We start from the raw sequence: 13,162 nt of genomic DNA on the forward strand, positions 1-13,162 counted from the left end.
ATCGCAGAGGCCTTGCTGGTGTAGCAAGTGCGTACTCGCGCTTCGCCAAGAGAGTCGCACCAATTGGGTAATCGATAGACATGTTCAGCAACTGGCCGCCGCAATTGGTCGATCAGCAGAGAGGTTGAGGCGCCGGGGTATGCGAATAGCATTCAGGCTTGGCGTACAGCAGCAGGGCTATGTTGTACCTCTGCAAAGATATCGATGATCGAACGTTGCGGGTCGCGCTGGCGCAGTGCTGCGACTCGCTGGCTCTGGCGTAGCAGCTCCTCGCTGGGCCTGGCCCACTGCTCTGGCGGTATTGGTTGTGACCAAATGCGCATGGCTTCGGGAATATCCTGACGATGCATGCGTTTGACCCTGCCGACTTCCCATTCGGTGAGATGGAAGGGCATCGTCCACAGAGTCATCACGTGGTAGAGGTACCAACCAACCACATAAGCTGCGTTCACCTCCCCTTCGCGGTAACGGCGGCGCATGCGTTCGCGGGCGTTGCGGAAGGTGTGCAGGCCTTCGTGGGGCGGGTCATCGGGGCCTTGCAGATCGAGCGGGTCTTGAATCTCCTTGAGGCTGTGCACCTCGTGTTCCATGTAGGCGCGAACCGCCTCCCAGTTGGCGATGGCCAGGGGCAGGCCGGCGCAGGGAAACTCCAGGGAGAAGTCCTGGCCGCTGTCGGCATGATGAAAGCCAACACCCATACCGTACTGGCGCTGGATACCGTACTGGGTAGCGCCCTGAGCCTGGATCACCCAAGCTGAAAGGAACTCCCAGGGGACGAAGATTGGTTCGGTATGGCCTTCCGGGACGAAGCAGACTTCACGGCGTTGGCGGTTGAAGCGGGTGGGCAGTATCCCTTTCCGTTGGCTGTAACCATGGAGCCAGACACCCAAGCCAAGAGCTAGTGTAAACAAGGCAACAATTGATCCAATCCAGATCCCCAGTTCAAAAATCCCTACAGCCAACTCTACTGCAACAGTAAGCCCCCCCCCCAGCAGGGGAGTGCCCACAAGCATCAACAAAGGAAATAAAACAACGGACATTATCCAGCCTGTAAATGGTCCACCTAGTTTTGTCTGCCAAGCAAATACATTAGGCAGACCCGTACCGAAATCCAGGTAGGTATCGTTGACCTCCCCCACAGCATGGGCATAGTCCCGGGCCGGCTGGCCGGTGGGCAACGGCAAGGGAGCCAGGTAGCTGACCTGGCCACCGGGGAAGCCGATCACATCACCCGCTCGATGATGCTTGTCCAGTTCCAGAGAGGGCACTTCCATGGGCTTATCGGTTGGCATCGTCGGCATCCGGCAGCAGCAGTGGGTCGATCAATAGCGCGGGCGCGGCCTGACCCTGGATCGCCTGTTTGGCGGGGGTGTAGTCGCCTTCCCGGTGCGGGGAAAGGCGGATTGTATGGCGTTCCGGTCGGTAGCGGCCCTGTTTGTCCAGCCATTCGACCACGATATCCAGCAGCAGGTCCTCATGAGGTATGCCACCGGTGATGCCTTCCAGTGGTGTTGGACGCGGTACTCGCAGAGTCAGGGGGCCAGCTGTGGCGAGTTGCAGGTCGTCGGCGATCAGCTCGCTGATGGGGTGCCACCGCACCAGAGACGGCCCTTTATCGTAACGGATAGAACGAATGCGATAGGCGCCCAGGCCAAGACGTGCGACTGGCCGGCCGGCCAGCGGCGGTGCCAGAACCTCCCGACTCAGCCCCGGCAGGACGAGGGTGATATTGGTACTGGCGGGCGACGACAGCAGGTCGCGCCACCAACTGCCGTGGCTACCATGCTCGACCCGCACCGAGGGCGACTGGATTACCCCGCGCAGGCGCTGCTGGTAGGTAGCCAGGGGATAGTCCTGTCGCTTGGCGGCATCGCGGCTCCAGGGGGTGCAGCTCAGCCAGTCGTCATGCGAGGTCGTGTTGTTGCGGTTGTACCACCAGGTACCACCCAGCTCCAGGGCGGTAAAGAAGGCGCCGGCGATATTGAAGCGCAGGAATACGCTGGATAATCGGGTGCCGGCTACCGCCCAGGCTGTACGGCGAACCGCAGGAGTGCTGGCACGCCATACGCTTTCAGCGGCTTTCACTGTGTGACCAAAACCGTAAGCATTGCTGACCAGCATTCCGCTGGAGCCGGCCAACGCCATGGCTGCGCCCTGCTGGGCGCGGGCATTGCCGCTACGCACTGCGCCCAGCCACTCGCCATGGTGGGCCAGGCTGCTTATGACGGCGGCGGCGGTACCTGCGAAATACCCCACGACACCAAGGCCGATATGCATCTTTCCCATCTGCACATGCACCGCTTGCAGCACATGATTCTGCAAGCCCAGCACCAGTTGGGCGCTGCGTGCACTGAGGGCCGTATCGGCGATAGCTTGGGCTGCTGCGAAACCTGCAGCGCCAGTAGCGAAAATGGAGCCGAACAACGGCATCAGCTCACGTTGCCCCCCCGATGTTGCCATGGTCTCGCGCCATGTCTGCACCAGATTGACCATCTGCGCAACAAACACCGCCACCCCCACGCCATCCCCCAGCTTGTTGAAGCTGCCGACGGTACTGTAGCCATTACGCAGGTTGCGCAGGCCGCTCGCCACCTCCTGTAACTGAGCAGGCGGCAGGATCAGTGTCATACCGGCACGCCCTGGAGCGACGCCGGCCACACGAACGCTGTTTTCTGGCAATTCGGCGATCGGACTGAGGGCTGCCGCCAGCCGAGGTTCTAGTATGTCGAGCTGCGCCCGAACGCGCTGAATGTCGGCAAATAACGCTCGGGCGGCTGGTGATTTATGCCCTGAGGTTGCCTTGACTTTCTTGCGCTTTTTAACAAGGTCATGGAGTTCGGCACGGCTGTCGATGATGTCGCGCAGATTGCGCTGCAGGGCTGTCTTTTCTGCGTCAGTAGCGAAGCTGAAGGTCACCCCTTCCCTCCGAACTGCATCCAGCAGGCGGGCGGGCAGCACCTTGGGTAGCTTGCGGAACAGTTCATCGAGTTCAGGCACTTTCTGCTGACCGACGCCTTGGTAGAAGGCTTCCATCGCGCGGCTTATACCCAGAGTTAGGGCTGGATCCAGAACAGCCTGGGCACTGGCAGCAACTGCACGGGTCGACTCCGGCAGGTTGTCGATAGCTGGTAGCTTGCCTTGCTCTAGCGTTTTCAGCTTCTGTGCCCACTCAGCAAGTCCCTTAGCTACGGAGTAGCCCGCTACACCCATCTGAGCATACTGCACGGCCAACGTGCTCTGTTCGTTAAGCGGTAGCGTATGGAATAGCGGGCGGTCGTACTGGGGTTTTCTCTCGATCCAGGCGTATAACTCCTCGCTAGAGACATCACTTCGGCATATATCTTTCAGGCAGGCATATTGAGTGACGAATGCCAGCCCCACCTGCTCCGCCTGCTGGGGGTCGTAGTACCATGCAGCGCGGTGGAAGCGGTCCGCTGTGACCATTTGCGTGCGGTCAGCGGAGATGCGATCTAACAGCATGTTCCAACGTGCCAGATTAGGCCTATGGCTAGCCAGAAAGGCATCCATGGCCGGCCGATCGATCAGGTCGTCGATGCCGCGCTGCCCAAAACTAGCGCCTCGCAATTTTTCCTTGATCCGCCCGCCCTGCTCTTTCCTGAGTGCAATCAACGCGTCTAGCTCACTTTCGACGAATGCACGTTGGGCGCCAAGGTCGAGCAGCTTGGTGCGGGTGTAGTAGCGTTCGGTAGCGCGGCGCAGGGTACTCTGCAGACCGAAGCCGACCTTTCCAGAGCTCCTGCTGGATAAGCGGATAGCGTCCAGTTCGGCCTGCAGCTCTGCTGGATGACTTTTGCTATCGACAGAGGGATAAGGCTCATTGTTGTTGAGGAAGGTCAACACAGCGCTACGGGTCCGCACACGATCAGCGTCGGGCAGCGCCTCAAGCTTGCTCAGCATTGCTTGTACTGCGGGGGACTCGGAGTGCTCGGCTAGCTTGTCGAAGTCTATCTCGGTGATCTGCGAGAGTGATTCGATATAGCAGGCGATCACGTAGTCACGCTCATTCGCCCCTGGTTGTGCGCCACCTTCAATCCACTCTTCAATCCAGCCAACTACCTTGTCCTGGTAGTTGGCTAGATCGCGCATCACACCAATATCGTCGCGCACCACCAGGAATAGGGCGTCGTGTTCGTGCGCAGGGAGAATTTGTCCGGTCAATGCACCTATCTGGGTATCGCTAAACAGGGGCGGGTCTTCCCAAGTATAGGCTTTCAATTCTTCAGGATGGAGGTCGCCGGCGTCGACCGGCCGGCGCTGGTGCTCCGGAAAGGTCTGCTGCCCCGTCTCGCCCACATGGACTTTGTTCTGCACGACCTCTGCCAACCACTTTTCGGCTTGCTGGCGAGTCAGCAGGTGTGTGCCACCTCGTTGCGGGTCAACCTGACTTAGATCGACAGCCTGCATGAAATGCTCGCGGTCCTTTTGACTGGCCAGGACCTGGGTGCACTTGCGCGCGGTCCATTGCAGTTCGGAGTAGGCAACATGCAGTTTGCTGCGCTTCGGGAAGACCAGGTGCGGTTCGCCAACGCCGTTGGTGCGGGTATCTGCGCGAACTTCGGCTGCCTTCCATAGCAGCTTGGTGATGGTGCCCTGCGTGATCTCGTACTCGTACAGGTAACCCGTGTTGTTGTCGATAATGTAGAGAAAGCCGTCGCGCACTAGACGTATACCCAGTGGCCGACTTTGCAGGGAAAAGGGCATAGAGAGGTCGGACGAGGGATCAACTCGCTCGGTCAGGCCATAGCGCAGAGGGATCAGTTGTACCCTCAGTTTCATCAGTGGGCAGGTACTGGTCGTTGAGCGGCTATCGCTACAGGATGCAGCGTTAGCTGCAACGTTGGCATTATTGCGGGGAGATGTCTGCACAGTCATGAGAGCATCCCATCTAACTCTGTGGCGCGTTGTTCAGCTAAGCATGCAGCGAGTTCCACACGCTGGCCGGGCGGTTGTGCTGAGAACTTATCGAGCAGGCAGGCTATGTCTGGATGGTTTTCCAGCGACTGATCACCTAGGAAACCGAACACATTGGCGAACAAAAGTATCTCGCGCTGGGAACACATTCCGCTCTGGTAAGCTCGCTCGGCCAGCGCGCGCAGGTGCCAGAGGCGTTCGCGGCCACGCAAAGCTGGCTGATAGGTGGGAAAGAATGCCCGCATGTGCTCGTCCAAGACCATGATCATCTGGCGAAAGCTCACTTCCCCCAGCGCCGTCAGCTCCTGGTCACTCAAACAATAGAGGTGAGTCTGATCCGGATCGGGTATTGAGCCAGTGCGTTGGTGCCGATGCCAAACTCCTTCGATTGCATCGGGTGCGCACACCTGTTCGATAGGCCCGAAAAGCCTTGGATTGCCGATGGCAAGCAGTTGATGGGCAACGGCAGGGTCGGCCAGGCGCAGGAGGACGCTCTCGGTCTCCTGGGGCTCAACCCGAAGCAGCCAGCGCAGATGCCGCAGTGTTTCGTCGAATCCGGAGCGGGTGAAGATCAGGTAACCCCACTCCCACGCGGCGTTGTCGATGAATGCCTGCATGATTGGATCATGTTTGCCATTCAGGAGGATGAGGCAAGGTGAAAGATCGGCCAACTCCTGCCAGTCGGCTCCAAGATACAATGGCTCGAATACAGGACTTGCCGACCATTGATAGAGCTTTTGAGGGAGTGTTTCTACACTGACGCCATCAAGGAGCAGGTAGCTGTTTGTTTCCCATGGCAGGTTTCCTGGCAATGCAGGCATTGGCAGGTCATTCATTGTGAGCCTCCATCTTTGCAGCTTCGCAGATGGCGCATAACGGTTTTTTTTGTAATAGCGCCTGTCTTTGAGCCGGAATCAAGAGCTTCCCCACCTTATCCGTATCTGCTGCTTTGACCTTGCCTGGCAAAATAGGAGACGCCCCACTGCCACTCCCCGGCGCGCCGCCAGAGTTGAATTTGACCGTCGGGCCGACCATGGTGATGCCACTGGCATCCAGTTTGATAAAACTGCCAGAGGCCTTGAATGTCAGTTCGCTGCCGGCTTCGAGCACCACCTTGAGGCCGCTGGATACATGGATTTCATTGCCGGCCTGGATAAATTGACCGGTACCGATCTTGATGTGCTGGTTGTTGCCAACGGTGAGGTGGTCGTTGGCTTTGACCTCGGTCTTGCGGTCGGCATGGGTCGTGCGGTGTTCTTCGGCCTTGAACTCGCTGTAGGCATTGGCTTCAACCGTGTCGTGGCGCTCGTTGCCGATGCGGATCTTCTGGTCGTGCTCGATGTTCTCATCCCAGTCACGTTGGGCATGGATGTAGATTTGCTCGGCCCCTTTTCTGTCCTCAATGCGCAGTTCGTTGTAGCCACCTCCCCCTGGTGAGCTGAGTGTCTTGAAAACGCTGCGGGTCTTGTTCGCGGGCAAGTCGTAGGGCACGACATGTTCAGCGTGGTACAGGCAGCCGGTAACCAGGGGCTGGTCAGGGTCGCCTTCGAGGAAGGTGACCAGCACTTCCATGCCTACACGTGGGATGGCGATGCCGCCGTAATGGTCCCCCGCCCAACTGGATGAAACTCGCAGCCAGCAGCTGGTTTTGTCGTCAGACTGACCTTCGCGATCCCAAAAGAATTGCACCTTGATCCGACCGTATTGGTCGCAGTGGATTTCCTCGCCCGCCGGGCCGGTAACGACGGCACTTTGGCTGCCAAGGATGCGTGGCTTCGGATGATGCAGCGCAGGGCGATAGGGCACCACCCAGGGGGTAGCACTGAAGTGATTACGGTAGCCCTGCTGGAAACCATCGGCACTGGATTGGCTGGTGACGGACTCTTCCAACACCTGTGGCTGCTTGCCTTGGTGATGGATCTCGGTAAGCAGCCACAGGTCATTCCAGTGGGAGCGCGGGTGCTCGGTCAACGCCAGAAAGTGGCCACTGACCAGAAGCGGCTGATCACTATCCCCTTGAGCCAGTTCGACGTCATGACGGTGACGCTCCAAAGCGCGCTGACTGAGATGCTTACCGCGCTCACGGTCCACGAACCGGCCTGGGTAATCGTAATCTTCGAGGTCAGGCCTGGCCGCGCTCTTGGCCTCTGCCTCCATCAACAGCTTGGGCTTTTCGAAGTCGTAGTCGCGGCGGGTCACCCGGCTGCTGCGCGTTGCCACACGCACACCGAAGCGTTTGATCACAGGGTCGTCAGCGACCAGACCGCTGTCCTGCTGATAGGCGGTGGGAGTAAGTTTTCGGAACGGTGTCTGGTCGTCGCCAAATACCATTACATGGCCCTGCTCGCTGTGCTGGAAGTGGTAGTGGATACCTTCTTCCTCACACAGACGCTGAATGAAATGCAGGTCTGACTCGTCATACTGCACGCAGTACTCGCGCTCGGGGTAGATCGAGCCGAGATGGAATTGGTAGGCATTGGCCTGGATGCCGTGCTCTTCGAGCACCTGGCTGATGATCTTCTGCACAGTGAGGTGCTGGAAGATGCGCTGGTTGATGCGGTGAGCCAGGTACGCCAGTTGCGGACGCAGGCTCAGGTGATAACGGGTAAGGCGCTTGCCGGACTCGCCCTGCCCAATCCGGTATATCTGCCCATGGATACCATGGCTGGCCTGATCGAACGCAAGAAAAGCAGACTGATGTAGTAGGCTTTCCAAATCCAGATCAGGGCGTTCGCTAACCAGCTCCAGCTCGAACTCGAAGGGCTGGCTGATCGCTTCTCGGCCACTGAACTCAAGGACCTGCAGATCGTGGCTGAGCCCTTCTATGCTCAGACTGAAATGGGTCTGGTTGCCGGGGGCGAACATTCCTTGTTCCTCTTGTTTCATCCATGAATCAACGCACTGCACATGCCGAACCCAAGCTAAAACCGGCGTCCGTGCACACTTGTGATCTGGCATGACACCTTTCAGCGCTTGGTGACGCCGGTCTCACTGCAAACGCAGCGGCCAGGATAATTCCTAGCCGATGCGCAAAGCCGTGAACGCACTAGGTGCTTAGCTGGAGATCGGCGTACGCCAGTCGTCTGAGCCGGACGTGCCGGAGACTTCATGGGTCCAGACGATCTTGCGGTAGGTGAAGTAGACGTCTTCCAGGTGAGTGAAGTGCGACATGTTCGGGTCCTGGCAGTTGGGCATGCGCGACTGCACATCGACGATCACCGCATCTTCCAGTTCGATGGTGAAGTAATGCTCCTGGGTACCGGTGGATGAGGTGCGGTACCACTCCAGGCGGCACTTGTTCAGGCGCTCGCCCGAGGTGAGGGCGTTGAAGATCAGTGGCGAGGACTTGTCGAAGACCTTGGTGATCATCAGCGGCTTGTGCACACGCTGGCCGGTCGGCTGACCGGATTGCGGATCACGCGGGATGATGACCTGGTGATTGAAGGCCTGGACCAGGATCTGGTCTTCATGACCCTCCTGGAAGATGTTGCCGACCGAGTCTTCGGTGAAGGTGCCAGCGGTGATCAGGCCTTGTTTGGTGCCTTCGAGGGATAGATACGCGGGTGTTGGCATGGGAGCTCTCCTTGCTTTTGGGATCATGGATCAGCCGTGATCCGGGAGCCCCACCTAAAGCGATAAACGCGCCATAAAAATTAATCTGATAAAAATCAGTAAGTTATATTTCAGAGAAACACCAGAACAAACAATATGCGTGGTGGGTCACTGAAAATTGAGCAACTTCTTGCGCAGCACTGTGCAAGAAACGGCTCAATGCGCTGAGGCCCGTATGAGGTACCACTCTTGAAGCAATTTCCGCAGGCTTATCCACGAACAAGTGCGCAATAAATTGCGCAACCAGGGACTGCAGGCGGGTGACCAGTGACGCCCCACACCATGGCCGGCGCGCAATAATCTGGAGCGCACTGCGCAAGCGCTCAAGCACATGCCCTTCAATGCGTTAATAACGCTGCAGAACCCAACCTGTAAAAGGCCCGGAAACCCGGGCCTTTTATTGACACGCAACGCTCGAATCGCGGCTAGTTTTTCTGCAGATTTCGAATCAGGAAACTGAGCGACTTGGCCAGCTCCTCGGCGCCCTGATGGTCGCGCAGCACCTGCAACCACGGGCTGCCATCAGCAGGATTGTTCAGCACGCAAACGATGCCGCTGGGTGGGCAGTCATAGCGGATATACGGGTCCAGCCCGAATACCGACAGCTTGGAATTGCGCACGGTCAGGGCTGTGCCTTTTTCCGCGCGCGATTCCTCACGTACCAGCAGTTCGCCCGGCGCAGACACGCTGAGCTGATAACGCAGATCGCTACGCTGCGCCTTGCCAACCTGATAGGCCGCACGCAGTGCATAGGTATCGAGCAAGGCATTGCTGTGCGTCAGCAACGCCTTGCGTTCGTCATTGGTCAAATAGAGGCGCTTGAGCTCGGCCAGGTAACGCGCCTGCTCATCGCCGCTGAGTTGAGCCTCGGCCGCTACAGACGGTCCGCCACCGCCCAACGCCAGCAACAGCAATAACCCACTCAGTCTTCTTGTCAGTCCCAGCTGCATAATGCACCCTTGCCGAACCTTGATTGATGAAACAGGCCGAGGCCTGCACCGTGCCAGCATACTGGAAGCCACCCGCTTGATGAAAAGCCATCCCGATGCCGCCAGTCGTACAGCGGCCGAGGTTGTGACGCAGTTGCCAGTGCCATCACGGCTGGGAATGCTGCGCTTCGAGCGTTTGAACGAACCAAGCTGGACCCTGCTATTCCTCGACCCCGCCTGCGAGCGCCAACTCGGCGTTGCCGCCAGCGATCTCTGCGCCCTGATCGACTCGCCCTACGCCAGCCTGATGGAGCCCGAGGCGCGCTATCAGCTGCATGATGATATCCAGCGCCAGCTCGGCGAAACCCCGCATTACCGGGTGCGCTACACCCTGCACACGCCCAAAGGGGCGCTGAGCCTGACGGAAATCGGCGAGGCCTATCAGCAACATGGCCGCCAACTGCTACGCGGCTATCTACTGGCGACCACCCTCATTGTGGATGTCGCTGAGCAGCAACGGCACAACGAACTGGAAACACAGAACGCCCGCCTGAAGACCTCCCTGGAGTTGTACCAGCGCTCGCAGGAAGACCACCTGCAGCACCTGATCCGCTCTCGCGCCCAGCAGAGCCTGATCGTGCGCCTGGCACGCCATCGCTACGGCACGCTCGCTCCGCTGCGCGAAGCGGCCGAGCTGATCACCCAGGCCGCTTGTGACGCCTACGATGTAGCCCGCGCGAGTATCTGGCTGGTGAATGAACAGCACCTCGAGCCGGTCGCCCTTTATCGTCGCGATATCGATCGCCATGAGTTGCCGGAAAAGATCGATGCCAGTCGCTACCCGATCTACCTCGACGCACTGCACAGCGGCCGGGCCATTGATGCCCACGATGCCCAACACGATCCACGCATGCTGGAATTGCTGGACAACTACCTAAAGCCGCTCGGCATCGTCGCCGCCATCGATGCCAGCATTCGCCTGGGCGGCGAAATGGTTGGCGTGCTGTGCCTGGAACACGTTGGCGCACCCCGGGTGTGGCAGGCCGATGAGATCGCCTTTGCCGGTGAGCTGTCCGATCAGTTCGCCCAGGTCATGAGCAACCAGCAGCGGCGCGATGCCACCAGCGCCCTGCATCTGTTTCAGCGTGCGGTCGAACAAAGCGCCAGCGCCTTTCTGTTGATCGATCGCGATGGCCTGGTCGAGTACGTCAACCCGAGCTTCACCTCGATCACCCAGTACAGCGTCGAGGAGGTGCATGGCCGGCGCATCTCGGAGCTACCGGCCCTGGAGAATCTCGGCGACCTGCTGTTCGATACCCAGTCGAGCATGGCCGACCGCAACAGCTGGCAAGGTGAGTTCCGCAGCCGGCGCAAGAACTTCGAGCCGTACTGGGGCCAGTTGTCGATTTCCAAGGTGTACAACAACGATGGCGAACTGACCCACTACATCGGCATCTACGAAGACATCACCCAGGCCAAGCTGGCACAACAGCGCATCGAACGCCTGGCCTACAACGACAACCTCACCGGCCTGGGCAACCGCCCCTACTTCATCCGCAACCTCGAAGAACGCTTCACTCACCACCAGGGCCGGCCGTTCAGCTTGCTGCTGGTGGATATCGACAACTTCAAGCGAATCAACGACAGCCTCGGCCACCAGACCGGTGACAAACTCCTGATGAGCCTGGCCCGGCGCCTGCGCAACAGCCTGAACAAGAGCACCAGCCTGGCACGCTTCGCCAGTAACGAGTTCGCCGTACTGCTCGATGGCGCCGACGAAGACCAAGGCCTGCAATTGGCCGGCGAATTGCTGCGTACCCTGAACAAGCCACTGTTCGTCGACAACCAGTTGATCAACGTCACCGGCTCGGTTGGCCTGGCCTGCGCACCTCGCCATGGCGATGACCCGCACAAGCTGATGAAACATGCCGGCCTGGCGTTGCACAAAGCCAAAGCCAACGGCAAACACCAGGTCCAGGTCTTCACCGAGGCACTCAATGCCGAGGCGCACTACAAGCTGTTCGTCGAGAACAACCTGCGCCGGGCGCTGACTCAGAACGAGCTGGAGGTCTATTACCAGCCCAAGCTGTGCCTGAAGACCGGCCAGCTCACTGGCCTGGAAGCCCTGCTGCGCTGGCAGCACCCGGAAAAGGGCATGATCAACCCGGACCAGTTCATCAGCGTCGCCGAAGAAACCGGCCTGATCATCCCCATTGGCAAATGGGTAGCACGCCAGGCCTGCCGCCTCAGCCAAGAACTCGCAGCACTGGGCCTGGGTCAGGTGCAGGTCGCCATCAACCTGTCGCCCAAGCAGTTCACCGACCCGGATCTGGTCGGCTCGATTGCCGCCATTCTCGAGGAAGAACAACTGCCGGCCCACCTGCTCGAGCTGGAGCTAACCGAAAGCCTGCTGCTCGAAGCCACGGAAGAAACCCGGCAGCAGGTCTCCAGCCTCAAGGCCCTGGGCCTGACCCTGGCGATGGATGATTTCGGCACGGGGTATTCCTCACTCAGCTACCTGAAGAAATTCCCCATCGATGTGATCAAGATCGATCGCAGCTTCATCAAGGACATTCCGGAAAACCAGGACGACATGGAGATTACCGCCGCGGTAATCGCCATGGCCCACAACCTGCGCCTGAAGGTGGTCGCCGAAGGCATCGAGACCGCCGCGCAACTGAACTTCCTGCGCAAGCAGAAGTGCGATGTCGGCCAGGGCTACCTGTTCGACCGCCCCATCCCAGGCCGCGACCTGGTCGAGCGCCTGCGCCGCTACCGGCACCTCACCGCCAGCGACAACTGAACACCGCCCGGTGGGCCGTCATGCCTCGGCAAAAGGGGTAAGCTAATACGCATTGCCCTGGCCTACCGAGGAAAAAACCATGGTCCTGCGCTCCCAGATTCTCGTGCACAAACAAGCCCTGCCGACCGCCGAGCAGGCACTGCCCGGACGCACCACACCTGTCCCTGTTCCGCCTCATCACCATGTCAATGGCAACGCCCTGCAAGCGCCCTTCCCGGCCGGCCTGCAGCAGGCGGTGTTCGCCCTTGGCTGCTTCTGGGGCGCGGAGCGGCGTTTCTGGCAACAACCCGGCGTGTGGAGTACCGCGGTCGGCTACGCGGGCGGCCTCACCCCCAACCCCACCTACGAGGAAGTCTGCTCAGGCCTGACCGGGCATACCGAAGTGGTGCTGGTGGTATTCGACCCGCAACAGACCCGCTACGAGGACCTGCTCAAGGTCTTCTGGGAAGCCCACAACCCGACCCAGGGCATGCGCCAGGGCAACGACACCGGCACCCAGTATCGCTCGGCCATTTACTGCCTCGATGAACAGCAACTGGCTGCCGCCACCGCCAGCCAGGCGCAATTCCAGGCGGAGTTGGACAAGGCCGGTTTCGGCCCGATCACCACCGAGATCCGCCTGGCCCCGGCGTTCTACTATGCCGAGGCCTATCACCAGCAGTACCTGGCAAAGAATCCCAATGGCTATTGCGGGCTGGGTGGCACAGGGGTCTGCCTGCCGGCCTAAGCACCTGTTCACGCTCTCCTGGCTCGCGGCCATACGGCGTTGAAAACGCCCTTCGTAAATGGCGCTTCCTCAGACGTTTTTGTCTTGCCTGGCTCTAAGCCAGAAGAGCGTGAAGCAGTCCAAAGCGCCAATCGCTGCCTGGGGCAAAGTGCTGACGCT

Annotated in this window: 8 protein-coding genes; 2 read left to right on the plus strand and 6 right to left on the minus strand. The window is 59.5% G+C overall.

Features of this window, described 5'->3' with window-relative positions; genetic code table 11:
* Positions 1–152: 152 nt before the first annotated feature.
* The 6 genes from ACWPW0_RS20050 to ACWPW0_RS20075 all read right to left on the minus strand — a co-directional run bounded on the left by ACWPW0_RS20050 (position 153) and on the right by ACWPW0_RS20075 (position 9,494).
* Positions 153–1,292, minus strand: a complete 1,140-nt coding sequence (locus ACWPW0_RS20050) for a hypothetical protein (RefSeq protein WP_454256325.1) — start codon at positions 1,290–1,292, stop codon at positions 153–155.
* Complete coding sequence (locus tag ACWPW0_RS20055) at positions 1,279–4,797, minus strand: toxin VasX (RefSeq protein ID WP_454256326.1); 3,519 nt, start codon at positions 4,795–4,797, stop codon at positions 1,279–1,281. The genes ACWPW0_RS20050 and ACWPW0_RS20055 overlap by 14 nt, the downstream gene beginning before the upstream one ends.
* A 92-nt stretch (positions 4,798–4,889) precedes the next feature.
* Positions 4,890–5,768 (minus strand): DUF4123 domain-containing protein, encoded by an 879-nt coding sequence (locus tag ACWPW0_RS20060; RefSeq protein ID WP_454256327.1) that lies wholly within the window; start codon positions 5,766–5,768, stop codon positions 4,890–4,892.
* A complete protein-coding gene (tssI, locus tag ACWPW0_RS20065; RefSeq protein ID WP_454256328.1) occupies positions 5,761–7,797 on the minus strand; it encodes a type VI secretion system tip protein TssI/VgrG in 2,037 nt (678 codons plus the stop codon). Before tssI ends, ACWPW0_RS20060 begins: the two co-directional genes overlap by 8 nt.
* A gap of 189 nt (positions 7,798–7,986) precedes the next feature.
* A complete protein-coding gene (locus tag ACWPW0_RS20070; protein ID WP_447594434.1) occupies positions 7,987–8,505 on the minus strand; it encodes an Hcp family type VI secretion system effector in 519 nt (172 codons plus the stop codon).
* 464 nt (positions 8,506–8,969) lie between these two features.
* On the minus strand, positions 8,970–9,494 hold the full coding sequence (locus tag ACWPW0_RS20075) for a hypothetical protein (protein ID WP_454256329.1): 525 nt from the start codon (positions 9,492–9,494) through the stop codon (positions 8,970–8,972).
* A 79-nt stretch (positions 9,495–9,573) separates the two neighbouring features.
* Between ACWPW0_RS20075 and ACWPW0_RS20080 the strand changes: the two genes are divergently transcribed.
* Positions 9,574–12,276, plus strand: a complete 2,703-nt coding sequence (locus tag ACWPW0_RS20080) for a putative bifunctional diguanylate cyclase/phosphodiesterase (protein ID WP_454256330.1) — start codon at positions 9,574–9,576, stop codon at positions 12,274–12,276.
* A gap of 79 nt (positions 12,277–12,355) precedes the next feature.
* Positions 12,356–13,003 carry a peptide-methionine (S)-S-oxide reductase MsrA gene (gene msrA, locus ACWPW0_RS20085; RefSeq protein WP_447594440.1) on the plus strand — a complete coding sequence of 216 codons (648 nt, stop codon included), beginning with the start codon at positions 12,356–12,358 and terminating at the stop codon, positions 13,001–13,003.
* Positions 13,004–13,162: the final 159 nt, after the last annotated feature.

Source organism: Pseudomonas sp. Marseille-Q8238 (assembly GCF_965111915.1).

Coding starts and splice junctions, on each gene's coding strand:
- ACWPW0_RS20070 (WP_447594434.1), bottom strand. CDS start 8,505: ATGCCAACACCCGCGTATCTATCCCTCGAAGGCACCAAACAAGGCCTG.
- tssI (WP_454256328.1), bottom strand. CDS start 7,797: ATGTTCGCCCCCGGCAACCAGACCCATTTCAGTCTGAGCATAGAAGGG.
- ACWPW0_RS20050 (WP_454256325.1), bottom strand. CDS start 1,292: ATGCCAACCGATAAGCCCATGGAAGTGCCCTCTCTGGAACTGGACAAG.
- ACWPW0_RS20060 (WP_454256327.1), bottom strand. CDS start 5,768: ATGAATGACCTGCCAATGCCTGCATTGCCAGGAAACCTGCCATGGGAA.
- ACWPW0_RS20075 (WP_454256329.1), bottom strand. CDS start 9,494: ATGCAGCTGGGACTGACAAGAAGACTGAGTGGGTTATTGCTGTTGCTG.
- ACWPW0_RS20080 (WP_454256330.1), top strand. CDS start 9,574: ATGAAAAGCCATCCCGATGCCGCCAGTCGTACAGCGGCCGAGGTTGTG.
- ACWPW0_RS20055 (WP_454256326.1), bottom strand. CDS start 4,797: ATGAAACTGAGGGTACAACTGATCCCTCTGCGCTATGGCCTGACCGAG.
- msrA (WP_447594440.1), top strand. CDS start 12,356: ATGGTCCTGCGCTCCCAGATTCTCGTGCACAAACAAGCCCTGCCGACC.